18 protein-coding genes are annotated in these 23,467 nt (G+C 58.5%); 10 read left to right on the plus strand and 8 right to left on the minus strand.

Going from position 1 to position 23,467, the window contains the following annotated elements; all coding sequences use genetic code 11:
* Positions 1-325 precede the first annotated feature (325 nt).
* Positions 326-1,567: an MFS transporter gene (locus P8S53_RS19815; RefSeq protein WP_277807372.1), complete on the plus strand. Its 1,242-nt coding sequence runs from the start codon at positions 326-328 to the stop codon at positions 1,565-1,567.
* Between the two features lie 227 nt (positions 1,568-1,794).
* On the opposite strand, the gene P8S53_RS19820 is transcribed toward P8S53_RS19815, so the two are convergent.
* Both P8S53_RS19820 and P8S53_RS19825 read right to left on the minus strand, forming a co-directional pair.
* Complete coding sequence (locus P8S53_RS19820) at positions 1,795-4,884, minus strand: efflux RND transporter permease subunit (protein ID WP_277807373.1); 3,090 nt, start codon at positions 4,882-4,884, stop codon at positions 1,795-1,797.
* 11 nt (positions 4,885-4,895) lie between these two features.
* Positions 4,896-5,945, minus strand: coding sequence for an efflux RND transporter periplasmic adaptor subunit (locus P8S53_RS19825; protein ID WP_277807374.1), 1,050 nt, complete (start codon positions 5,943-5,945; stop codon positions 4,896-4,898).
* A 226-nt stretch (positions 5,946-6,171) separates the two neighbouring features.
* Between P8S53_RS19825 and P8S53_RS19830 the strand changes: the two genes are divergently transcribed.
* Positions 6,172-6,801 carry a TetR/AcrR family transcriptional regulator gene (locus tag P8S53_RS19830; RefSeq protein WP_277807375.1) on the plus strand — a complete coding sequence of 210 codons (630 nt, stop codon included), beginning with the start codon at positions 6,172-6,174 and terminating at the stop codon, positions 6,799-6,801.
* Positions 6,802-7,063: 262 nt separating this feature from the next.
* Here P8S53_RS19830 and P8S53_RS19835 read toward each other — a convergent pair whose 3' ends face one another.
* The 3 genes from P8S53_RS19835 to P8S53_RS19845 are packed head-to-tail and all read right to left on the minus strand — an operon-like array spanning position 7,064 to position 10,480.
* A complete protein-coding gene (locus P8S53_RS19835) occupies positions 7,064-7,867 on the minus strand; it encodes an amidohydrolase (protein WP_277807376.1) in 804 nt (267 codons plus the stop codon).
* The gene (locus P8S53_RS19840; protein WP_277807377.1) at positions 7,860-9,587 is read right to left on the minus strand and encodes a dihydroxy-acid dehydratase; all 1,728 of its coding nucleotides are present in this window, start codon (positions 9,585-9,587) and stop codon (positions 7,860-7,862) included. Before P8S53_RS19840 ends, P8S53_RS19835 begins: the two co-directional genes overlap by 8 nt.
* Positions 9,584-10,480, minus strand: a complete 897-nt coding sequence (locus tag P8S53_RS19845) for a dihydrodipicolinate synthase family protein (RefSeq protein ID WP_277807378.1) — start codon at positions 10,478-10,480, stop codon at positions 9,584-9,586. The genes P8S53_RS19840 and P8S53_RS19845 overlap by 4 nt, the downstream gene beginning before the upstream one ends.
* Positions 10,481-10,708: 228 nt before the next feature.
* On the opposite strand from P8S53_RS19845, the gene P8S53_RS19850 reads away from it, so the two are divergent.
* A complete protein-coding gene (locus tag P8S53_RS19850; RefSeq protein ID WP_277807379.1) occupies positions 10,709-11,740 on the plus strand; it encodes a Gfo/Idh/MocA family protein in 1,032 nt (343 codons plus the stop codon).
* On the opposite strand, the gene P8S53_RS19855 is transcribed toward P8S53_RS19850, so the two are convergent.
* Together P8S53_RS19855 and P8S53_RS19860 are read right to left on the minus strand one after the other, a co-directional pair.
* Entirely contained in the window at positions 11,667-12,368 is a 702-nt protein-coding gene (locus tag P8S53_RS19855) for a GntR family transcriptional regulator (RefSeq protein ID WP_277807380.1), read from the minus strand. The two genes, P8S53_RS19850 and P8S53_RS19855, sit on opposite strands and share 74 nt — an antisense overlap.
* A gap of 117 nt (positions 12,369-12,485) precedes the next feature.
* Positions 12,486-14,093 carry a hypothetical protein gene (locus P8S53_RS19860; RefSeq protein ID WP_277807381.1) on the minus strand — a complete coding sequence of 536 codons (1,608 nt, stop codon included), beginning with the start codon at positions 14,091-14,093 and terminating at the stop codon, positions 12,486-12,488.
* A 309-nt stretch (positions 14,094-14,402) separates the two neighbouring features.
* Between P8S53_RS19860 and P8S53_RS19865 the strand changes: the two genes are divergently transcribed.
* The 5 genes from P8S53_RS19865 to P8S53_RS19885 all read left to right on the plus strand — a co-directional run bounded on the left by P8S53_RS19865 (position 14,403) and on the right by P8S53_RS19885 (position 20,174).
* Complete coding sequence (locus P8S53_RS19865) at positions 14,403-16,298, plus strand: ABC transporter substrate-binding protein (protein WP_277807390.1); 1,896 nt, start codon at positions 14,403-14,405, stop codon at positions 16,296-16,298.
* Between the two features lie 144 nt (positions 16,299-16,442).
* Positions 16,443-17,447: an ABC transporter permease gene (locus P8S53_RS19870; RefSeq protein WP_277807382.1), complete on the plus strand. Its 1,005-nt coding sequence runs from the start codon at positions 16,443-16,445 to the stop codon at positions 17,445-17,447.
* A 5-nt stretch (positions 17,448-17,452) separates the two neighbouring features.
* Entirely contained in the window at positions 17,453-18,316 is an 864-nt protein-coding gene (locus P8S53_RS19875; protein ID WP_277807383.1) for an ABC transporter permease, read from the plus strand.
* Positions 18,313-19,350 carry an ABC transporter ATP-binding protein gene (locus tag P8S53_RS19880; RefSeq protein ID WP_277807384.1) on the plus strand — a complete coding sequence of 346 codons (1,038 nt, stop codon included), beginning with the start codon at positions 18,313-18,315 and terminating at the stop codon, positions 19,348-19,350. Before P8S53_RS19875 ends, P8S53_RS19880 begins: the two co-directional genes overlap by 4 nt.
* Positions 19,347-20,174, plus strand: a complete 828-nt coding sequence (locus P8S53_RS19885; protein WP_277807385.1) for an ABC transporter ATP-binding protein — start codon at positions 19,347-19,349, stop codon at positions 20,172-20,174. The genes P8S53_RS19880 and P8S53_RS19885 overlap by 4 nt, the downstream gene beginning before the upstream one ends.
* Before the next feature lie 111 nt (positions 20,175-20,285).
* On the opposite strand, the gene P8S53_RS19890 is transcribed toward P8S53_RS19885, so the two are convergent.
* A complete protein-coding gene (locus tag P8S53_RS19890) occupies positions 20,286-21,311 on the minus strand; it encodes a LacI family DNA-binding transcriptional regulator (protein ID WP_277807386.1) in 1,026 nt (341 codons plus the stop codon).
* 199 nt (positions 21,312-21,510) lie between these two features.
* Between P8S53_RS19890 and P8S53_RS19895 the strand changes: the two genes are divergently transcribed.
* Both P8S53_RS19895 and P8S53_RS19900 read left to right on the plus strand, forming a co-directional pair.
* The gene (locus tag P8S53_RS19895) at positions 21,511-22,509 is read left to right on the plus strand and encodes a Gfo/Idh/MocA family protein (RefSeq protein WP_277807387.1); all 999 of its coding nucleotides are present in this window, start codon (positions 21,511-21,513) and stop codon (positions 22,507-22,509) included.
* Between the two features lie 10 nt (positions 22,510-22,519).
* Complete coding sequence (locus P8S53_RS19900) at positions 22,520-23,464, plus strand: sugar phosphate isomerase/epimerase (protein WP_277807388.1); 945 nt, start codon at positions 22,520-22,522, stop codon at positions 23,462-23,464.
* Positions 23,465-23,467 lie beyond the last annotated feature (3 nt).

A 23,467-nucleotide genomic window follows, 5' to 3' on the forward strand; every position in this document is an offset into this window, starting at 1 on the left:
GCTGAAATGCCAGAAACGCATTAAGCTTCTGTTTTGTTGTAATTTCAAACCGGAAAACCCCATCAACTTTTTCTGAAATTGCTTTAATGCGTCATCCTGTTTTGTGACCGAAGGCCGAAACCGGCTTTTGTTTTCGTTCGCACTTGGTTTCCGGTCATGTCTGGACAAAAGTTTCTGATCGTAGATAACTTGCTGAATACTGTGGATTCCAGCGGGGCAGGAACGCCCGTATCTTATTCAGAACGACCGATGGGGAAGGGGTGCCCTTTGCGGCCCTGCCATATTTCCATCAGGTCAGATAGACGGACAGCGCCCGAGGTTTCTTTTGTCGAACGCACTGATCAGAACCAACCGTGACTATCGCCTGCTGCTTTCGGCAAGTTCGGTGTCCAACCTTGGCGATGGGGTCGCGATGGTCGCGCTGCCCTGGCTGGCCACCCTGCTGACCAGGGATCCGCTGTTGATCGCGGCGGTTGCGACGTCTCAGCGTTTGCCCTGGTTGCTGTTTGCTTTGCCGGCGGGGGTCTGGACTGATCGCGCGGATCGTCGACTGCTTATGGTGCGCGCTGATCTGGTGCGCATGATCCTGATGATTTTCATTGTTCTGATGGTTGTGTCGCAGACTGCGTTCCCATTGCAGGAAAGCGCCGGGCCAACCGCCATCCTGTCGCTGATTTTGATTGCCTTTCTGTTCGGTTCTGCCGAAGTGGTGCGCGACAATGCCGCGCAGACGGTTCTGCCGTCGATAGTCGCGCATGCTGATCTGGAACGCGCCAATGGCCAGATGTGGAGCGCTGAAAAAATTACCGGGCATTTCATCGGGCCACCCTTGGCGGGGGTTCTGATCGCATCATCGGTGGTGCTGCCATTCGGAATTGACGCGGCGATCTATGCGCTATCGGCTGTGTTGATCTGGATGATCGTGCTGCCGCCGCGCAAAGCCAAGGTTACAATACGCTTTTGGGGCGCGCTGCGCGAGGGGCTGGGCTGGATGCGGCGCAATCCGGTCATCCTGCGGCTTGCGATCATGCTGGGCGTGATCAATGCAGTGTTTATCGGCGGGATGACGATCCTGGTGCTTTATGCGCAAGAGGTTCTGGGCCTGTCCGCAACCGGGTATGGCCTGCTGCTGACGGTCGGTGCGATCGGCGGCATTGCCGGAGGGCTTTGTGCACCGGTTGTCGCCGCCCGGTTGGGCATGCGCCGCAGCCTTTTGGTGGCATTGGGCGGTTTTGTCATCGTCAACCTGATGATCGGGTTTTTCGGGTCGACGGTGGTGGTTGCAGCTGCGCTGTTTGTCGAAGCGGCAGCAGGCATGCTGTGGAATGTCGTCACGGTCAGCTATCGTCAACGGCTGATACCCGACGATCTGCTGGGTCGGGTGAATTCGGTCTACAGGTTCTTTGGCTGGGGGGCGATGCCATTTGGCGCAATCGGGGCTGGGGCACTGGTTACAGTGCTGACACCCGTTCTGGGGCGGACCGAGGCGCTGCACACGCCCTATCTTTTCGCGGCCGCCGTCTGTGGACTGCTTACGATCTTTGCGATTGTCCGCCTTCGCTTCTAGAGTATGTTGCTCAAGAGTGGGAACCGGTTTTGAGCTTCTCGAACATGCGAAATCAATAAGTTAGAGCATGTCTCGTGAATGCGAATGAACGTGATATGCCCTAGCGAATGCGCGGCGGCTGAAGCCTGCCGGGGGCGGGGCCCCAATGTCGGGAAAAACTGTCGGGTGACAGTGAAGAACACGAATTCTGTCATTCGTTGCCATCGGACATCTATGATCCACCTGAATCACGACAAAGCCGCTTCAGTTGGCGAACGGGGCGTGTCAGCGCGGGCAACCCCGGCTGCGACACGCCGGCCTTCTTCGCGTTCAAACAACAGATAGTAGAACACAGGCACCGCAATCAGCGTCAGAACCGACGCGAAGGCCAGCCCCGCCATGATCGTGACAGACATAGACACGAAGAACGCATCCCACAGAAGCGGTGCCATCCCCAGAATTGTCGTGGCCGCCGCCAGAACCACCGGTCGCAGCCGCGAGACGCAGGCGGTAACGATCGCGTCGCGCAGCGCGATGCCTTCGGCGCGCACAAGATCAATTTCCTCGACCAGCACAATGCCGTTCTTGATCAGCATTCCCGACAGACTCAGAAGTCCGAGAAGCGCTGTGAAGCTGAAGGGAATGCCGGTCAACAGCAAGCCCACCACCACCCCGTTCACCGACATCGGCACCAGAAGCCAGATGATCAGCGGCTGACGCAGCGCCGAGAACAGAAACACCGAAATCAGCACCATCACGATCAGGCTGAACGGCAGTTGGCGGGCCAGACTGGATGTTGCTTTGGCCGAGTTTTCCAGCTCTCCGCCCCATTCCATTCTATACCCGATGGGCAGGGGCATCGCCTCGACCGCACCGCGGATTTCGGCCTGTACCGCGGCGGCGTTCTGGCCCTGCGCGACATCGGCACCCAGCGTCAGCGTCAGTTCCCGATTGCGCCGGTGCAGCAGGGTGTTCTGTGGTTCAAACACCAGCCCGTCAATGACCTGTTCGATGGGCATGAAGGAACTGGTGCTGGAGGAATAGACAACCTGATCCATAAGCCCAAGCCCGCTTGAGCGTGGTTGCCGCACGATGATGGGGATCAGGCGTTCATCTTCGCGGTAGACGCCACCGGTGGTGCCATCGGTGGCAAACAGAAGCGCATCTGAAATGTCATCGCGGGTGATGCCTGCGGCCTGCGCGCGGTCACTTGCGTAAAGCGGCTTGAGAACCAGTTCCTGTTCGCGCCAGTTATTGCGGACTTCATGCAAATGCGGCGAGGCCTGCTGCATCAGCGCCGCCGCTGTCACGCCCAGTTCGCGCAATACCTGCGGATCACTGCCCGACAGTCGCAGCTGGATCGGGTCGCCCCCGCCGGGACCAAACGCCAGCCGCGTGCTGCGAAATTCGCCCTCTGGCAGGGTGGCGCGTGCAAAGGCGTCCAGTTCTGCCTTCAGCGCAGGAATTTCATCCAGCCGGTGGGTTCGGATGATCAGATGCCCATAGCTTGGATTTGCTTTCTCGGCCGAATAGGTCAGCATGAAGCGCGCGGCACCGTCGCCTGCAAACGCGGTCACGGATACCACCTCGTCGCGCGAGGCCAGCCACGATTCTACCTTCGCCAGATGTTCGGATGTGGTATGGATCGCGTTGCCCTGCGGCAGTTTGTAATGAACAAAAAACAACGGTGTGTTGGAATCCGGGAAAAATTGCTGTTTGACCTGTCCGAAACCAATATAGCACACTGCTGTCACCGCCAGAAGCGCACCAACCACCAGCCAGCGCGCCTTGATTGCAGCATGCACTACGCTGCCGTAGATCTTGAACACGCGGCCATCATATGCGCCGACGTCGCCTGCGGTGCCTTGCTTGAACAGGTAATGCGCAAGCAGTGGTGTGGCCGTGACGGCCAGCACCCATGACAGCAGAAGCGATATCGCGATCACCGCAAACAGCGAGAACATGAACTCGCCTGTCGCGTCCGGGCTAAGGCCAATGCCCGCAAATGCCATGATGCCGATAACAGTCGCCCCCAGCAGCGGGATCTGGGTTTTGCCCGCCGCCTCATCCGCCGCCTCGCGTGATGACTTGCCGCGTCGCATGGCAATCTGCATGCCCTCGGCCACGACGATGGCATTGTCGACAAGCATCCCCATGGCGATGATCAGTGCGCCCAGCGAAATGCGCTCCATCTCGATTGAAAAAATGCCCATGAAGAACAGCGTGCCAATCACCGTCAGCAACAAAGTGCTGCCCACAACGACCGCTGCGCGCCAGCCCATGAACAGTGCCAGCACCACGACCACAATCGATACCGACATGAGCAGATTTAGCAAAAAAGCGTTTGAGGCGTCTTCGACCACCACATGCTGTTGATAAATCGGGTGCAGGTTCACCCCATAGGGAATGTCCGCTTGCAGTTGCGCCAGCCGGATATCGACGCGCTTGCCCACATCCACGATATTGTCCGACGCCACACCGGCAATTCCCAGCGTGAATGCATCCTGCCCGTCATGGCGCACAATCAGGGACGGGTGGTCCTTTTCGCCGCGATAAACATGGGCCATGTCAAACAGGTTCAGCACCTGTCCGCCCACGCCCACCGATAACCCGGCAATGGCCGACACACTGTCAGACCCGTCGGGCGACTGGATCAGCGTACGCGTGGGGCCGATATCCGCCGCCCCCGCATCCAGCACCGAGTTTGCATTGGCAATCGCACCGGCAATGGCCTGCGGTGCTACCCCCTGATTGACCGCCCGCGCCATGTCCGGTTCCACATAGATCGCCTCGGCGGGCAGTCCGGCGACATCGACATCGGCCACCCCGTCAACGGCCAGCAATTCGCGGCGCAGGAACGTGGCAAGCTGGTGCTTTTCAGCGGCACTCAGACCTTCGGCTGTTACGGCATAATAAAGACCGAACACATCGCCAAAAGTGTCATTCACCAACGGTGTGCTGACCCCTTGCGGCAGGTTACGGGCCGCATCGCTGATCCGGTTGCGCAGTTTGACCCATACCGCAGGCAGCGCGCTTCCATCATAGCTGTCTTTGATCTCGACCTCTATCAGGGACAGGCCGGGCCGGTTGACAGAGGTGATGATGTCCACTTCAGCCATTTTCTGGATGGCGGATTCCAGCGGTTCGGACACTTCGCGCGCCACCTGATCGGCGGATGAGCCGGGGTATTGCGTCATGATGACGGCCGTTTTGATGGTGAAGGCAGGGTCTTCCAGCCGCCCAAGCGAATTGAACCCCCAAAGCCCCCCCAGCAAACAGCCCAGAATCAGGATCCACGTCAGCAGGGCCTTGTCGATCGACGCGCGCGCAATGTTCATCGTCCTGCCCCTTAGTTGCCAAAGCCGGAAAAGCGACGAACCCGTTGTCCGTCTTGCAGCTGTGGCAGGCCCGCCTCCACGATCTCAAGGCCATCCTCCAGCCCGTCAGTGACAATGACCCGCCCGTCATCGGCGGGTTGCACTGTGACAGGCATTCGGCGGACCGGACCGGTTCCGTCCGCGTCCGCTTCAAAAACAAGCACATAGGTTGTGCCATCCGGGTTGATGCCCACTGCCGATGCGGGCAGCAGCACGCCTTGCAGCCCGTCCTGCACCCGTGCGGTTACCGTCGCCGAGGAGCCGGGCAGAACACTCAGCCCGTCGGTGGATTGCAGCGCCAGAGAGAGCCTGAACGTCTGACCAATGGCTGATGCCTCGGCGTCGAATTCACTGATGGCCAGCGGGTAGGGGGTGCTGTTGCCGGGAAATTCTGCGAAGAACTCGATGGCGTCACGGTCGTCCGGGCGGCGGAACAGCACTTCCGGCACGTTAATCTCGATGCGCAACTCTGACATGTCATGCAGGCGAACGACGGGGGTGCCTGCGGAAATGGTGCTGAAATTTGCGACGCGGCGGCTGGCGACCAGCGAATCGAAAGGCGCCAGCAGGGTTGCGTGACGCAGGCGGGTTTCGGCATCACGCACCGAAAGTGCGGCCAGTTGTGCCTGTGTTTCTGCATTTTCCAGCGACACCTCGCTGGCGGCGCTTCCACTTAGCCGTCGCAGACGCGCCGCTGCGCGGTCGGCCTCGTCCTGTTGCAGGCGGGCCTGTTGCAGTTGCAGATCAAAGGTTTCCACGTCCAGCCGCGCGATCATGTCGCCCTTTGCCAGTGTCTGCCCTTCGGTTACTGGAAATTCCATGATCTGACCGCCCACCTGAAACGCCAGATCAACGGTCTGACGTGCCACGACCTGACCAAAGAATTGCCGTGTCATCCACGGCTCTTGTGCGGTCACGGTTGTCACCTTGACAGGCCGCAGTGTTTCCTGCGCGGCCAGCGGCATGGCGCTGACGCCCATCAGGGTGGTGGCCAGAACAAAGACAACAGAAAATCGGGACATCGGACCCTCCGTTGGGGGAACTTTGAAAAAGCAGATCACAAGAAGAACCGTTTAACGCAAAATGTCTGATTGTCGCGTCGTTATCGCGGTGCGCCTGATCCCAGGGCGACACGTCTGCATCTCCCGGCACCCGGACAGGTATTTCTGCGACATGCGGTGTTCCGATTCAGTTGACGGTTTGCGTTCGATGGCTTATTTATACAAAACTGTATAAAAAGGTCAAGACATGTCTAACGCTTTCGCCACCAGCGCCGCGCCAGTCAAGTTACCGCGCAAGATTGCAGAAGGCGCGCTGCGAGTGTTCGCAGAGCGCGGGTCCGACAAGGTGTCCGTCAGCGACCTTGCGCAGGCGTCGGGGGTGACGCGCGCGACAATTTACAACAATTGCCCCGATCCGGCGCGGATATTTAACCTCGTCGCACAACAACTGGTTACCGAATTACGGGACTCCATTGCTGCGGCGGCAGTGGACGAAACAGACCCGGCCGTTCAGTTGGCCATAGGCATGGGGCATTTCCTGCGCCGTGCGCATGAAGACCCGGTTTGGGGGGCCTTCATCCTGCGCTTTGCGCTGACGACCGATACCCTGCGGTCGATATTGCTGGGCCATCCCGCAACAATCGTCCAGAAAGGCATAGCCGACGGGCGCTTCTCAATTCGGTCCGATCAGATCCCGGCGGTTCTTGCGATGATCGGGGGTGCGGTTCTTGGGCAGATCTCGCTGATCCAGGATGGTCATGCGCCATGGCGCAAAGCCGCAGCCGATCTGGCGGAACTGTTCCTGCGCGCCTTGGGGATTGACCAGCAAGAGGCGCGCGAGATCGCTCAATATGATCTGCTGGAACTTGCGCCCTAAAGCGTTTCGGTTTCTCGTTGAATCGCCAGAAACGCTTTAGTCTTCTGTTTTGTCGCAATTTCGAACCGAAAAAGCCCATCACCTTTTTCTGAAACTGCCCTGAATGTTTCCTTCGAGAGGGTGTCCGGCGCGAATAGCCGGGTTCGGCCATTGATGCGAGAACATGGTCCTGACCGGTGACGCCCGTCAGGTCATTTCGGCGACCAACCGAAGCGCCGTATTCGGTGGGGGCCGGGAAATGTGGGGCGTAAGCTGGCACTGCTCAGGTATGACGGGGCGTGTACAGTTCCAGAGCCGCAGCATGCAGGGATGACCAGTGCGCGCCGGCAAGCTTTCGTACCGTTTTATGCCAATCCCTATCAGGCATTACAGGTGCCGTCAGTTCAGTATGCGGCCAGTCTGTCCCGAAAAGACAATACTCCGGGGCCGCATCAAGCAACGCTGCCGCGATATCCAGGGCAGTGGCGTATTGCGGCGGTTTTGCCACGATACGGTCGGGGGCCGAAATCTTTGCATACACGTTCCGCGCCGCGACCTGCGCCACCAGACCCGCAACCGCGTCAACGCCGCTGCCGGGTGGCGGAAAACCCATATGATCAATGACAACAGGGGGGACACCGGGTGTCGCAAGAAGTGCTTCAAGATCGGTGCGCGTGCAATCGATCTGCAACTGCAAATGCCATCCATGGTCGCGCATCCATGGCCACCACTTTTGCGTCGCGGCGAATGGCAGGCCACCCGCGTTGATCAGGTTACAGCGTATCCCACATATGCCTGCGGCCCGCAGCGCCCCGAGATCCGCAATGCTGCTGTCGGGATCGGGCACAGCCACGCCAACGCAACGGCCTTCGCTGTGGGCGAGTGCGTCAAGCAGACAGCTGTTGTCACTGCCGTAAACACTGGGCTGCACAATTACGGCGCGGGCGCTTCCGATAGAATCGAGATGGGCGAAAAGCGCTTGTAGCGTTGCCACGGGTGGCGTGTACCCTCGTGTCGGCGACAACGGGAAGCGGTCATGATCGCCAATAACATGAACATGGCAGTCCCAGGTCGCAGTATCAGTCATCTGGGTGATCCGGGGAAGTCGCAGTCAGAAAGTCGAAATCGCAGCCTTGTCCGGCTTGCTGCACGGCCATTGCAAAAAGCCGGGCGTATCCGCGCTTGGGCAGGGCTGGCGCTGTCCAGTCTGCACGCCGCCGCGCCAGTTCGTCATTATCGACCAGCAAATCAAGGGTGCCTGCGCCGACGTCCAGACGAATGTGATCACCGTTACAGACCAGCGCAAGTGGTCCACCTACGGCCGCTTCGGGTGCCGCGTGCAGGACGACGGCGCCATAGGCGGTGCCCGACATTCGGGCATCAGATATCCGCACCATATCGCGGACCCCCTGACGCGCCAGCTTGCGTGGGATCGGAATAGCCCCCGCCTCTGGCATGCCGGGGGCACCGACGGGGCCGACATTGCGCAGCACAAGTACATGGTCCGGTGTCACGTCAAGATCGGGGTCGTCAATCCGCGCGGCAAGGTCCATCAGCCCGTCGAAAACCAGCGCCGGCCCTTCATGCTGCCGCAATCCCGGCGTCATGGCGGCATGTTTGATTACGGCACCGTCAGGAACAAGGCTGCCGCGCAATACCGCGATTGCGCTTCCATCAACCACCGGGCGGGTTATGTCGCGGATCACCTCCCGGTCGCGCCAGACAGGCCAGTCGTCCAGGACCGCCGCCCATGATTGACCGTCCGCAGCGGTCGCGGAGGAATCGAACAGCGCTGCACCAGCAAGTTCACGCAGAAGCGCGGGCAGGCCGCCTGCCGTGTGGAAATCCTGCATATACACGCGGCCTACAGGCTTGAGGTCACACAGAATTGGTGTGTCGCGGCCTGTCGAGTCGAGCATGTTCAGGTCAAGGTGCAGCCCTGCACGCCCGGCGATTGCGGCAAGATGGATCGCCGCATTGGTCGATCCGCCAAGCGCCTGCAAAACAACACAGGCATTGCGTATGCTTGCCTGTGTCATCAATTGCGACGGCAAAGGGGCGCCTGTTCGCGCCATCTCGACTGCGCGTTTGCCCGAGGCTTCGGCATGGCGCAGGCGTTCGGAATGCACGGCCGGGATCGTCGCCCCGCCGGGCAACATGAAGCCCAGCGTCTCTGCAAGGCAGGCCATGGTACTGGCCGTGCCCATCACCATGCAGGTTCCATGCGATGCCATGAGTTGTGATTGCGCCGCGCGCAAAGTGTCTGTGTCTATCGTCTCGGCGCGGTATTCGCCCCAAAGGCGGCGGCAGTCAGTGCAGGCGCCCAGTCGCGTGCCTTCATGGCTGCCGGTCAGCATCGGGCCCACAGCGACCGACAAGGTCGGCACGTCCGCACTTATGGCCCCCATAAGCTGCGCGGGGATTGTCTTGTCACAGCCACCGATCAGAACCGCGGCATCGAGCGGCAGCGCCCTGAGCATTTCCTCGGTGTCCATCGACATCAGATTGCGCAGATACATCGACGTCGGATGCGCAAAGCTTTCATGCAAAGAAATTGTCGGGAAAACCATCGGCAGCCCCCCTGCCATCGTTACCCCGCGCGAGATTGCTTCGACAAGCTGTGGCGCGGTGGCATGGCACGGGTTGAAGTCCGATCCTGTATCGCAGATTGCGATGATGGGGCGGTCCAGTGCATCAGGTCCGTATCCGCGTGACGTAAGAAAGGCTGTGCGCAAAAACTGCGCAAAACCCGCATCACCATAGGCCGTCAGACGACCTGCAAGACCTTTTCTTTCATGATCGCTCACGTTGAAACGGCTTTCTGCGACAGGGTTGCGTATAATGCCTGCGCTGCGTCCGGTTGCATGGCGACAAGCGGGGGGCGCACGCGTGCCCAGTCAGGGGTGTTGTATTGCAGCGCCAGGGTTGCCTTTATGCCCGGAATCAGTGGCCCCGCAGTGACGGCCAGCCGCAGGCGTGTTGCTTCCTGCTGTAGTGCGGTGGCATCATGTCCTGCGTGCAACGCGTTGATCAGGGCCGCAATGCCGCCTGCGTTGATGTTGGCCGTGGCCGAGATGCAGCCCGCCGCACCAAGGGGCATTGCCATTGACAGATGCGCTTCGTTGGCGGGGAATACACCGAAGCCGTCAAAGCTTTCGATCACGGCACGGGTATTGGACCAGTCACCGGAGCTGTCTTTGAGGCCAACAATGATTTCCGGAAAGCTGCGCCGCAGCCGGTCGATCAGGTCAAGCGACCAGCCGACACCGGCCATCTGTGGAATGTGATACAGGTAAATTCGTAACGCCGGATCATCAACCCCGTCAATCACCTGCGCCACATAGTTGAAAAGGCCATCATCGGACACGCCTTTGTAAAAGAATGGCGGCAGCAGCAGCACCCCGGCGCACCCCATCGTGGTTGCATGCCGACTTAGCACAATGGCGTCGTCTGTAGCACAGGCCCCTGTGCCAGGCAGAAGTTTTTCCGCATCGATCCCGCCGTTCAGCAATGCATCAAGCACGGCGCGCCTTTCCTGCATGGTCATGCTGTTCGCTTCGCTGGTGGTGCCAAGCGGTGCAAGGCCGCTGGCGCCGTCAGCGATAAGGTTGCGTGCATGGGAAAGCAGGGCGGCAGTGTCGACGCGTCCATCCGAACCGAATGGGGTCGCCACTGGTGGCCAAAGACCAGTACGGTGCATGATTGTTGCGCTCCTTCTTTTTCTGCGGCCCGGCATCTTTGATGCCCGTCTTTGGCACCTGTGCGACACAGCCGGCAGCAGGTGCCTGGAAAGCATCGCCAGCCTTCTGGTGGCGACCCTGCCACAATGTAGCGTGCATCATAAGTTGTCAACAATTCTGATGATTGCAATGTGATATTTATTGAAATATTGGTATTATATGATGAAGTGTAGCAGGAATTGTCGCCAATGCGAGTTTTAAGAATCGGAATTATCGGCGCGGGTTGGGCAGCAGAGCACCACTTGCGGGCCTATGCATCACTGGGCAGGAGGGTTGCCGTCGTGGCGCTTGCGGACCCGGATGCCAGTGTGCGGACGGCACGGGCAGCGGATTGGGGGGTTGGTCGGACCTATGACAGCGCCGCAGCCTTGCTCGCGGCATCCGATTTGCAGCTTGACGCGATCGATGTCGCTTGCCCGCGAGAGCACCATGCCGACGCGGTGCAGCGTGCAGTCGCCGCAGGCCTTGCGGTTTTTTGTCAGAAACCGCTGGCACCGACATGGAACGAGGCGCGGTCGTTGGTTGACGGGTTGCCCGCTGGCGCACGTCTGATGGTGCATGAGAACTGGCGCTATCGGCCGCACTACAGGCTTATGTGTGACTGGATCGCTGCTGGACGGATCGGACAGCTGCGTGAAGTAACGGTACGGGTTTGCACCTCAGGGCTTTTGCCGGATGCAGGCGGGTGCCTGCCGGCGCTGCAAAGGCAACCGATGCTGGCGGGTCTGGACCGTATGCTGTTGATGGAGGTAATGATTCACCACATTGACGCGCTGCGCATGCTGGTTGGGGATATGACATTGCTGGGCGCGGTCACAGGATCTGACACCGACTGCCTGCGCGGAGAAGATCGGGCGAGTCTGCTGTTCAATGCGTCCGGGGCTGCCGTTTCCCTTATCGGCGACTTCAGGGCGCATGGCGCACCCGGTGCATTGTCTGATGCTGTGACGCTGCAAGGCACTGATGGCGTAATTTCGCTTGCGCAGGACAGGCTGAGTTTAAGTGCGGGGACAGAGGTGCTGGAAGATGTCGCGCTGGATCTTGCTGCGGATTATGCCGCATCCTACAGGGACGCGATTGCGTTTTTTCTGGATGCGGTAGAAGCAGAAGATGCAGCCCCCTTCGCGGCGCAGGTCGAAGATAACCTCAGGACGCTTGCTCTGGTTGAGCAGGCTTACGCAAGCCACGCGCCTCGGTTTCCTCTCGTTCGAGGCGGTTGAGGTAATGCTGCTTGCTGGGCCGAAGGTGCTGGACACACAGTTCCGACAATGCCCATGAATCTGTCCCGGCCAGAAGGCCGATCATTGAATGATGCTCGGCGCGGGCTTCTGTCAGCCGGGCGAAGTTGCCCATGTCGGCCGCGCGTATAACATAGGTCATATCCATCGCGCGCTTCAGCATATCGACCAGATACGGATTGCCGCACAGGCCGAAAAAGCCCACATGAAAGGCATCGTTGGTGGCGTGGATGTCGGGCAGGCTGCGGCTGTCAATGGCGGCTTCGTAATCGGCTTGCAGTGCCCGGACCGCTGCAATGTCGCGCGCGCTGACCGGCAGCGTGATTTTCAGTGCGGCCTGCCGGGTCAGCATCTCGCGAACTTCATAGAGCTGGCGCACTTGCTCGGCGGTGTAGCCGCGCACATGGGCACCTTTGTGCCGCTCTCGCGTGACGATACCAACGCGTTCAAGGATCATCAGCGCGGACCGGACATGATGGCGCGACGCGCCTTTCTCGCGCGCGATGGCCTCTTCGCGCAGTCGTTCTCCGGGGCCGAAGCGTCCGAAGATGATGTCTTCCTCTATGGCGCGCGCGACTGCGATTTCTTCATTGTCCTGATCAGTGGTCATTTGCTGCCCTTTCGATCATGCCTTCTATCCGCCATCCGGCACCCTAATCAAGCCGACAGCCCCGCAAAGATGAACCTTGCGCTGGCCCGGACGTTGCGTCATCCGGGCCATGGTTGATCAGAAATCGATGCGGATCAAGCTGACACCCTGACGCGGCAGTGTCACGGGGACAGACGACAGACCATCTTCGGGCTGCAAACTGCGGTTGTACAGGCAGGGAAGTGCCGCAGCTTTGTGCAGGTCAGCGACTTGTGCGGGGGTGGGGTTCTGGGGGCTGCCCATGGACTGCCATTTCCCGAACGCATTGCCGTGGTTCGCGTCCATCCGGTATTCGCGCAGTCGTAAATTGCCGTCTGGCAGGTTGGCAATCTCGACATGTATTTCGGCACTGTGCTCTGGTTTTACAACATTGTCGTCATGGTAGTTCCATATCAGAACGGACACGCCCTTTTCATCGCGGGTCGCTACACAATTTATGTCCGGCGCGCGGCGGATGCCCTGTTCAAGGATCTGCTGCAAAGGGAGCGCTGCATCGCTTTTCGTGGCGATCCAGTCGCCGTCAAGTTTGCCCAGCATGCGAAAGGCATTGAGCACCGGTTTGCCAACGCCGTTTGTCGCCAGATCACGGAAGCCGTCGAACCACGGTTGATCGTCGAACATGAATGCCCAGGTCACGGCGCCTTCGATGTGGATGCCAGCTTCGCGCGACAGCTCATAGGTGCGGATCATGTTTTCGATCACATACACGCCGTACAGTGGTCCGTTGCGATAGGCGTTTTGCGGGTGGACGCGGGCCGAACAGGCGGCGCAGCCTTCGGGGTCAGATTCACCTATAATTGCAGGCAGGGACTTCAGGCTGGGATATTCGGCAATGATTTCAAGATTTGCCTTGATGTCCAGCAAGTGTTTTGCCAGCCCCATGCGAACTTCGCCGTCTTTCAGCTTGGGTTGGCCCTTGGCGTGGAATGCGATGAAGTCAATGGGCATGCCCGTCGCCACAACATGATCAAGAACACCACGAAGAAAGGCTTCTGCCTTCGGGTTCTGCCATGCGCCGCAGGTGTGAGGACCGCCAACGCGGGCTTCGGGCAGCACGTCCTTGATTGCGGTGACCGTCGTTTCAAACACGGCGCAGAACTCCGGGATGGTTCCTTTCCAGTAGTGCCCGTCAGGTTCGTTCCAGCATTCCCATGGCCAGGTGACGACGGTATCCCGGCCATAACGATCAACAAGATGTTCGGCCCAGGCCTTGATCAGGTTGCGCCATTTACCAAGATCGTTGGGCGGAGAGGCCCAGCCGGTCATGATTGTTGAATAGGTATCTTCCAGTGACCAGGCGTGCCGGTAAGGGCCGGTGTCGTCAGACAGCGCCTGCGGGGTAAAGCCCACCTGAACAAATGGCGTTGTGCCCGACTCGACATAGGCATCGAAAATCCGGTCCATGATTGTCCAGTCATAGACCGGTGTGCCGTCAGCCTTCTCTGTATAGGCGTTGGTCGAACCCCATTTGAGAGAGGCTTCGCCGTCGCCGCTGGTCAGCAGGTTATGCGTGCGGATATGCGGTGACGTGCGCGCGGCGACCGAGAGATCCCGCAGCAGTGCCTGCCCATCATCGGTATAGGTGTAGTTCGGTTCGTCATAGCCGAACCAGTTCCACATCGGGTGGTAGGGGCCGGTCTTCCGGCCCGCATCCACTTGCATAGTTACCTTTTCCTGTGCGGGCATTCGCTTTCCTTTTTGCAGTTTGGGCGCCGAAGCTCTCGGCGCTGTCGCCGGGCACCTTGGATAGCCCGGCAAGTTGGTCCACAGCCTACGATTATCCGCCATATTGTCAACAATTAGATGAATTGGAGTTTCGCATTAATTTTTTTAATCTTTAAAAACAGTAGTTTGCAATTAAACGGAAAAAAATAGTTTGCCTGATAAGATATAATTGTCAATGATATGGCGACGAAGGCGGGATTCGCTGCTTTCGTCAGCAGGTTGGATTCGGATCGTTCGGCAAGGGCCGGTGACGAACCAGAGGGAGGACACATGAAACTTCTCAGGTATATTTATACGACGATAGGGGTGGTCGGCCTGGCTGCGCCAGCTCTCGCACAGGAGTTCATTTCGGGGTTGCCCCGGAACGAGACGCTTATCATTCAGGGACCGGAAGCGCAGAATGCCGACTGGTTCAACCTCTGGGCGCCGGGTGGCGGTGCGCAGGCGAACGGCAATCAGCAGCTTTCGGCCGACACGCTTTGGTTCATCAACCCCGAGGGTTCGGGTGAAGACGCCTGGCAGAACGCCCTGGCCGCCGCGCCGCCAGAGTATAATGATGACTTCACAACAATGACCGTTTCGCTGAAGGATGGCATTTACTGGAGTGACGGCCAGCCGTTCACAGCGGAAGATGTCGTGTATACCGTTGAAACCATGATCGAACATCCTGGTATGAACTGGTCTGCGCGACTTTCGGTAAGTGTCGACACTGTCGAGGCGATTGATGATCACACTGTGGTCTTCAACCTTAAATCACCAAACTCGCGGTTTCACACGTTGTTCACCGTGCGCTGGAACGCTGCCTGGATTATGCCCAAGCATATTTTCAGCGAGTATGATGATCCCCTGACCGCGTCTTTCAATCCGCCGGTGTCGCTTTCGGCCTATGTGCTTGAGAACTATGATTCAAACGGCCAATGGGCGATCTGGCGTCTGCGTGATGACTGGGAACGGACATCAATTGGCATGACCCTCGATTCGGCCCCCGAAGTGACGTATGTGGTCTATCGCACTGCCGGAAACCCGGATGCACGGGTAATCGAGCAGTTGAACAACAACCTTGATGTCATCAACGATATTGCCCCGGAAGGTATGTTTACGATTGCGCGCGAAGCCGCTGACACGACTGCACAATGGCTTCCCGGCTTTCCGTTCGCGCATCCGGACCCGACGCTTCCATCGGTGCTGTTTAACAATCAGCTCGATAAGCTCTCTGATCCACGGGTTCGCTGGGCGCTTGCGCTTATGATCGATATCCGTTCGGTTTCTATGGGGTCTTATCGTGGCGCAGCCAATATTGCGGCGCTTTCGGTTCCGCCCACGGGTACAGCGATTCCCACCTATTACGAGCCGATGCAGGAGTGGCTGACAAATTTTGAACTCGATACCGGGGAAAGCACGATCCAGCCCTACAATCCCGATATTGCCGAGCAGATAGCCGAACTTGTAACACCTCAATGGGGTGACTCGATTCCCCCGGATCCCGATCTGCGGCGCGAAATGTTCGGTTTCGGGTGGTGGAATCAGGATGTGGACGCCGCAGCAGAATTGCTGCGCGCGGCAGGGTTCACCCAATCCGGCAACAGTTGGCTGACACCAGAAGGGGAGCCGTTTACCCTGACCTTGCAGGTTGAAGGCGACAATATCCCGACGCTGGCCCGTGCAGGTAACATCATTGCGCAACAATGGAGCATGAATGGTGTGCCAACCAACATCAACGTAGCAGGGCCAACACATTCGCAGCGTCTGGACGTCGGTGACTACGAGGCGGCAATTTTCTGGACTGTTGAAACCTGGGGCGGGCATCCCGACCTGAGTTTCTTTCTGGAGAGTTTTCACTCGGACTTCATCGTTCCGTTGGGTGAAAGCCAGCCGCCCCGCAATCTTCAGCGTTGGGAAAATGCGCAGCTTGACGACATAATCGAACGCAACCGCGTGCTGGCGTTCGACAGTCCGGAAGTGGCCGAACTGGGGGTCGAATACCTTAAACTGGCCGTCGAAGAGATGCCGTTCATTCCCCTGATGGCTTACAACAAGTTCGCCCCTTTCGATACGACCTATTGGACAGGTTATCCCAGTATCGAAAACCCTTACGCGGCTTCTGGTCCGTTCTGGTCCAACATCCGCTATATGGTGACCGCGCTTGAACGGACAGGCGCAGAATAGGCCCGGTCAACCGTGCCCTGACAAAGGGGGCGGCGGCGATCGCCGCCCCCAGATTATCCTTCCCGACCGGGGTTATGATCCCGTCCCGCTTGCCACCCGCAAATCCCGGGTTTTCCTGAACCATAGTCCAGATTCGAGCAGACCATGAACACGCTGACCGCCTATATCCTCAAGCGGCTTGGCCAGTTCGTTTTCGTCATCTTTACTGGCGTCACACTGGCCTTTTTCATCACCAACCTGTCGCCCGTCGACCCGGTTGAGCAATCCCTGACACAGCTTACCAGCTTTGGTGCCAGTGATCCGCGCGCCGTCCAGATGATGCGTGACTCCCTTGCAGAACTTTATGGCCTTCAGGGGAACCTGTTCGAGCAGTACATAAACTTCTGGAGCAGGGTGATCCGTGCCGATTTCGGGCCATCGCTATCGGCCTTTCCAACGCCGGTGTCGACGTTGATTCTGAACGCCGCGCCCTGGACGGTCGGTCTGTTGTTGTTGTCGATCCTTATCACCTTTGTGCTGGGTAACACCATTGGGGCGCTGGCGGGCTATTTCCGGAAGTCACGCATGCTGCGCGTGCTTGGCCTGGGCATTATGACAATCAACCCCGTTCCCCACTACTTTATCGGCCTGATCCTGCTAATCATGCTGGGGTATGTTTTTCCACTGTTCCCGATCTCGGGTGGTGCCCAGATGAACATTCCCACAGGCTTCAACTGGGCGTTCATCTCCTCTGTCCTCTATCATGGTTTCTTGCCTGCCTTAAGTCTGGTTCTCGCCGGGCTGGGCGGGTGGTTCATCGGCATGCGCAGTCTGGTGTCGAATATTGTGACGGACGATCATGTCATCTACGCCGAACTGGGTGGCGTGCCGGGGCGGAAAATTTTCAGCCAGTATGTCGCGCGAAATGCGATGCTGCCCCAGTTCACCGGGCTGGCAATGCAGATCGGGCAGATTTTTGGTGGCACAGTGATTGTCGAATTTCTGTTCAACTATCCGGGCATGGGGCGTCTTCTGATCCAGGGTATCTATCGTGGCGATTACAGCCTTGTGCTTGGTGTCACGACAATCTCGATTATTGCCGTGGCAGTGTCCGTGCTTCTGATTGACCTGCTCTATCCGCTCATCGATCCACGCGTAAAACTGGAGTAATAAACTTGTTCACCGTCATCGGCAGTCTTCTTCGCCATAACGTCGAGTTCCTTGCAGGGTTTACGCTGACAGTGCTTATGCTGATCTTCGCCGCGCTGCATTTCTGGACACCTTATCCTGGCTTCAGCCTGTATCTGTTGCCGCCCGATATGCCGCCTTCCGGGCAATACTGGTTCGGCACGGATTCGCGCGGTCAGGACGTGCTTTGGGTGCTGTCAGAGGCGTTATGGAACACACTTATGTTCGGCCTTGTTGTCACAATACTCAGCCGTCTGATCGCAATCTCGGTCGGCATGGTTTCGGGTTATCTCGGGGGGCGGGCGGACCGTATCCTGATGTCTGTCAACGACACGTTTATTGCGTTGCCCAACATTCCGATTCTGCTTCTGGTCTATTTTGTGCTGCGCGAAAATATGACCTGGCAGATGCTGGCAATATGCGCCGCGCTGTTGGGCTGGACTTATGACAGCCGTCTGATCCGTTCGGTGACAATCAGCCTGCGCACGCGGGAGTTCACGCGTCACGGCGTCTTTTCCGGCATGAGTACCGGCCGCATTCTTGTGCGCGAGCATTTGCCCTATGTCATGCCAATTATTTTCTTTACCGCGATGAACAATCTGATCTGGGCAATCAGCCTGGAGGTGACCCTTTCCGTGCTGGGTTTTGCCGACAGCAACCGGCCCAGCATCGGCGGAATGATTTACTGGGCCAACCAGCATCAGGCTGTAATATCGGGAATCTGGTGGTGGATTGCATTTCCTATTCTGGCGGTTGTTGTGCTGTTTCTTGGGCTATTCATGCTGGCCATGTCCGTGAACGAATATGTCGACCCCCGCAGTCGGCTTGATCGCATGGGAGGGGCGGGATGATGGAACTTGACCACCTTGATAAAGACTCCATCGCCGGGGAACATGAAGACATTCTTACGGTTCAGGACCTGAAAGCCTATTTCAAATTCGAAGGCTATGGCATCAGCCGTGAGGTGCGCGCTGTAGATGGTGCTACCCTGCGCGTGCGGCGTGGCGAGGTTTATGGCCTCGCTGGTGAGTCCGGCTCTGGCAAGACAACGTTGGTCAAGGCGCTGGCTGGTGCAATCCGACCGCCGTTAAGGGTCATGGGCGGTTCTGTCACCTATAACTTTGGTGGGGGGCAACCGATTGATATTTACGACCCTGCAATCGACGTGAAAGCGCTGCGCTGGAAACACCTGAGCTACATTATGCAAGGTTCAATGTCGGTTCTGAACCCGGTGCGCAGAATTCGCCAGTCGTTCCACGACTTCGCCTACCGGCACATGAAGCTGCGAAAAGCCGCGTTCTGGAGCGCCGTAGAAGATCATCTGGCGCGGCTTCAGCTTGACCGGCGGATACTCGATTCCTATCCGCACCAGCTTTCCGGGGGGATGCGCCAGCGCACGACTATTGCGCTGGCCACTGTCTGCAAACCGGAATTCGTCATCGCGGACGAGCCGACAACCGCGTTGGATGTTATCGTGCAGCGTGACGTGCTGCGGATGATAAAGAATGTGCAGCGGCAACAGGGTTCTACCATGGTCTTTGTGACACATGATATGTCGGTGCACGCAACGATCGCTGACCGGGTGGGAATTGTCTATGCTGGCCGTCTGGTAGAAGAAGCACCAACGATCGATCTGTTCCGGGCGCCGCTACATCCGTATACGGCACATCTGATTTCCAGTCTGCCGCGTATTGGCGATACACGCGCGCGCAAAAGCCTGCCGGGGCGCCCGCCCAATTTGGCCGATCCGCCCAAAGGTTGCCGGTTTCATCCGCGCTGCCCGCTGGCTATCGAAAAATGCCGCCACGAGGTGCCGCCCATGGAAGGGCCACATGGTGGCAACCGCGTTGCCTGCTGGCGGCCCGGAGAGGCGGTGCTGACATGAACAATGTTCTGCAACTTGACCATGTGTCCAAAAGTTTTCGCAGCGGCGCACTTTTCATGTCGCACACCGTGGATGCGGTGCGTGATGTAAGTTTTACACTTAGCAAGGATACCCCCGAAGTCTTTGCCATTGTCGGGCAGTCCGGTAGTGGCAAATCGACGCTGGCGAACATGATCCTTGGAAGCGAGGCGCCCAGCTCGGGGACGATCCGCGTGCATGGGCGCGACATTGCTGAAATACGCTCAAGTACAGATCGTATGGAATTCATGTCCCGCGTACAGCCGATATTCCAGAACCCGTTCGAGGCGTTCAATCCCCTTACCCGGATTGACAGTTATCTGTTTTCCACGGCGCAGAGGTTTCGCAACGCCGACAACCCCGCCACGAGAGAGGCGATTTCGGATGAATCCCTGCAACTTGTCGGTCTATCCATGGATGAGGTGCGGGGGCGCTATTCGCACGAGTTGTCAGGCGGACAGTTGCAGCGCATCGCAGTGGCGCGCGCACTTATCCCGAAACCGGATCTTATTGTCGCGGATGAACCGGTGTCGATGGTCGACGCCTCTTTGCGCATGTCCATCGTGAATCTGTTCCGTGACCTGCGCGATCAGCTTGGTGTCACCATAATCTATATCACCCACGATCTTGCGACGGCTTACTACATTGCTGACAGGCTGATCATCATGAAATCGGGGGAGGTTGTGGAAGAAGGCCCGGCCAAGGCGGTGCTTGATAATCCACAGCACCCATACTCGCGCGAACTGAAAGAGGCCGTCCTCCCGCCTGATCCTACGCGTGCGCATGAAGCCATCGGCTTCAAGTAAGTTCACTGTACGGGGACAGGCAGTTGGGCCGGATGCCGGCGATATGCAGGTCGCGCCCAACAGGCACGGGTCCGTTCCGGCATCAGACCCATTGTCCGCGTCCGGCTTTGCTCACGCCTTGATCGCCTGCACTGACGGCGTTTCAACATAGTCCATAGCGACCAGACCAGATGTCGGCGGTGCTTGCCCCTCGGCCCCGTAGGTCAGTGTCAGAATGGCAGATGCCATGTCCTGACCAAGGGTTTTAAGGCACATGTCAAAACAGGTAATCGGCGGGGCAAGATGACGAAGCAACGGGCTTTGACGAAAGCCCACAACGGACACATCAGCGCCCGGTCGCACGCCTGCCCCCAGTAACCCGCCATAAAATCCGCTGGTCATAGGTTCGGAACACATAAGGATTGCAGTGGGGCGGTTTTCTTGGGCAAGCAGGCGCGCGGCGACACGCGCGCCGCCGTCCTCGCTTCCGTCATCAACGAAGCTAAGATCATCTGTCACCGGCAAGCCAAGCGCCCCCATCGTGGCGCGCCAGCTGTCACAATAAAGCTGCGCAAGGTTTGAATTTCCCGTCGGGACACAGACGGCAATGCGGCGGTGCCCCAGTTCGGCCAGCCGCATTACGGAATGTCGTGCCCCTTCTTCGAAATCCAGATCCATCCACAGGTATTTTCCCGGTGTCCGAGAGCGCCCCAGTGTCATGAATGGCAGTGATGAGCGCGCCATCAGGGCGATGCGCGGATCATCGACCTGCGTGGCCGTCAGAATGACACCATCCAATAATCCGCGTTGCAGGGTCCGGTGCAAAAAGGCAACCGGGTCCATTGCGCGGTGAACAGGCAAAAGCACAAGGTCAATCCCGTCTTCCAGCAAGACGCGCTGCATGGCATCGGTCACTGCCATGAAGAAGTTATCCCCCCCCAAAGCCGTCGGTCCCGTGCCAATCATAAGCCCGATGGTATTCGTGCGCCCCTTGCGCAGGTTGCGGCCCGCTGCATTTGCCACATAGCCGATTTCCTGCGCCATCTTCAGGACGCGTGCGCGGGTTTCGGGGTTCACACCGGGCTTGTCATTCAATGCGCGTGAAACCGTGCCGATCGAAATGTTCAACCGGTCGGCCAACGCCCTGATTCCCGTCATTTTGCTTTTCCTGTTCTATCGCCGCACGTCCGGCGCACCATTATTCAATGATTGTAAACGTTTACGAAACCTGTTGACAAGCGTTCCTTGGCGCGCCTATCGTTGTAAACGTTTACGATGATGCGCGGAGGGAGGAGCCTGCGCGCATTCTGGCAGGAGGAACAATATGTTAAGCGCCGTTATGGTGGGGTGCGGAGCTATGTCTAAAGGCTGGCTTCAGGCGCTGCGGGACACGCCTTTTCTGGCGCAGAATATCCGCATGACAGGCTTTGTTGATCTGGATGAAACTGCCGCAAGGGCGCGCGCTGACGAATTCGGCTGGACGGATGCACCGACCGGCCATGACCTGAACGCGATGCTGACGGCACAACGGCCCGATCTGGTGTTTGACATCGTCGTGCCACCTGCACGCGCCGAGGTGGTGGAAATGTCCCTGCGCCACGGCTGCCATGTGCTGTCTGAAAAACCCATGGCTGAGACACTGGAAGGTGCGAGGCGCTTGATCGCGCTTGCGTCCGGTGCAGGCCGCCGCCACGCGATTATCCAGAACCGCCGTTGGTTGCCGGGCATCCGGCGTGCCCGTGCGTTTCTCGACTCTGGCAGTCTGGGCGCGGTGACGGCTGTGCATTGCGATTTCTTCCTTGGGGCGCATTTTGGCGGTTTCAGGGAACAGATGCGCAATGTGCTGTTGCTGGACATGGCAATCCATACATTTGATGCGGCCCGGTTTGTGTCGGGGCAGGATGCCACGGCAGTCTATTGCCGCGAAACCAACCCGAAAGGGTCATGGTATGCGCATGGCGCAGCCGCCGATGCGCTGTTTGACATGACAGACGGGATTGCGATGACCTATCGCGGCAGCTGGGCCGCCGAAGGCGCGAATACAGCGTGGGAAGCATCATGGCGGATTGTCGGCACGAAAGGCACGCTGCTTTGGGACGGGAATGACGGCTTCACCGCAAATGTCGTTGACGGGGATCAGGGTTTTCTGCGCCCCTTGCGTGCCGTCGACGTGCCGACGCTGGCAACACCACTGACCCAAGGCCATGCCGGTGTTCTGGCTGATTTCGTGACTGCCGTGCAGAACGGCACTGCGCCGCTGACCTGCGGCAGCGACAATATCAAAAGCCTTGCCATGGTGCTTGCCGCAATAAAAAGCGCGCAGCTCGGGCAGCGCGTCTCACTTTCCGACATCTGAAAGGCCATCCATGACTGACCCGCTGAAAACAATTCGTATCGGCACGATGATCCAGGCCACCGAAGGCCATGCCGCCGCCCGTATCAACGAGATTGCCGATATGGGGTTCGAGAGTTTCGAGCCGTTTTTCTGGCAAACGACAAAAGGCCAGAACCTTGCCGAATTGGGCAAACGGTGCCGTGACGCGATCGGGGACCGTGACATTACCATGTCCACTTTGGGCATGTTCGGAAACCCGCTGGAAGAACAGGCGATGGACCTTGAAACCCTGCAAGGCTGGAAGGATTGCATCGATAACGCACATCATTTCGGCGCGACCTGCATTGCGGGGTTTACCGGCCGGATCAGGGGCAAGCCGCTGACCGACAGCCTGCCGCGCTACAAACAGGTCTGGTCCGAACTGGCGAAACGGGCCGCCGACAAGGGCGTGCGGATTGCGTTTGAAAACTGCGCGATGGATGGCAACTGGCAAACAGGCGACTGGAACATCGCCCATAACCCCGACGCGTGGGAGTTGATCTTCAACGAAACCCCCGACGACAATGTCGGGCTGGAATGGGAACCATGCCACCAGATGGTGTATCTGATCGACCCGCTGCCGCAGATCCGCAAATGGGCAGACAAGATATTTCATGTTCATGGCAAGGACGCGACCATCCGCTGGGAAGTGATCCGCGAACACGGCATCTTCGGGCGCGAACCCTTTGTGTGGATGCGCACACCCGGTTTCGGCGACAGCAACTGGACAGACATCATCAGCGAATTGCGGCTGGCAGGCTATGCCGGGTCCATCGATATCGAAGGCTGGCATGACCCCGTCTACCGCGATGAACTGGAGATGACGGGCCAAGTGGCGGCCCTTAACCACCTTAAACATGCCCGTGGCGGGCTGATCCATGTTCCTGCCACCGGCACCTACGAGGGCGGCGATCCGTCCCTGGCCAAGCCCGTCTGAGGA

Source organism: Roseinatronobacter sp. S2, from assembly GCF_029581395.1.
GTDB lineage: Bacteria > Pseudomonadota > Alphaproteobacteria > Rhodobacterales > Rhodobacteraceae > Roseinatronobacter.

Bases quoted from the DNA above. Each gene is read 5' to 3' on its own strand.
- P8S53_RS19820 (WP_277807373.1), bottom strand. From the start codon at position 4,884: ATGAACATTGCGCGCGCGTCGATCGACAAGGCCCTGCTGACGTGGATC.
- P8S53_RS19825 (WP_277807374.1), bottom strand. From the start codon at position 5,945: ATGTCCCGATTTTCTGTTGTCTTTGTTCTGGCCACCACCCTGATGGGC.
- P8S53_RS19830 (WP_277807375.1), top strand. From the start codon at position 6,172: ATGTCTAACGCTTTCGCCACCAGCGCCGCGCCAGTCAAGTTACCGCGC.
- P8S53_RS19835 (WP_277807376.1), bottom strand. From the start codon at position 7,867: ATGACTGATACTGCGACCTGGGACTGCCATGTTCATGTTATTGGCGAT.
- P8S53_RS19845 (WP_277807378.1), bottom strand. From the start codon at position 10,480: ATGCACCGTACTGGTCTTTGGCCACCAGTGGCGACCCCATTCGGTTCG.
- P8S53_RS19850 (WP_277807379.1), top strand. From the start codon at position 10,709: ATGCGAGTTTTAAGAATCGGAATTATCGGCGCGGGTTGGGCAGCAGAG.
- P8S53_RS19855 (WP_277807380.1), bottom strand. From the start codon at position 12,368: ATGACCACTGATCAGGACAATGAAGAAATCGCAGTCGCGCGCGCCATA.
- P8S53_RS19860 (WP_277807381.1), bottom strand. From the start codon at position 14,093: ATGCCCGCACAGGAAAAGGTAACTATGCAAGTGGATGCGGGCCGGAAG.
- P8S53_RS19865 (WP_277807390.1), top strand. From the start codon at position 14,403: ATGAAACTTCTCAGGTATATTTATACGACGATAGGGGTGGTCGGCCTG.
- P8S53_RS19870 (WP_277807382.1), top strand. From the start codon at position 16,443: ATGAACACGCTGACCGCCTATATCCTCAAGCGGCTTGGCCAGTTCGTT.
- P8S53_RS19880 (WP_277807384.1), top strand. From the start codon at position 18,313: ATGATGGAACTTGACCACCTTGATAAAGACTCCATCGCCGGGGAACAT.
- P8S53_RS19885 (WP_277807385.1), top strand. From the start codon at position 19,347: ATGAACAATGTTCTGCAACTTGACCATGTGTCCAAAAGTTTTCGCAGC.
- P8S53_RS19890 (WP_277807386.1), bottom strand. From the start codon at position 21,311: ATGACGGGAATCAGGGCGTTGGCCGACCGGTTGAACATTTCGATCGGC.
- P8S53_RS19895 (WP_277807387.1), top strand. From the start codon at position 21,511: ATGTCTAAAGGCTGGCTTCAGGCGCTGCGGGACACGCCTTTTCTGGCG.
- P8S53_RS19900 (WP_277807388.1), top strand. From the start codon at position 22,520: ATGACTGACCCGCTGAAAACAATTCGTATCGGCACGATGATCCAGGCC.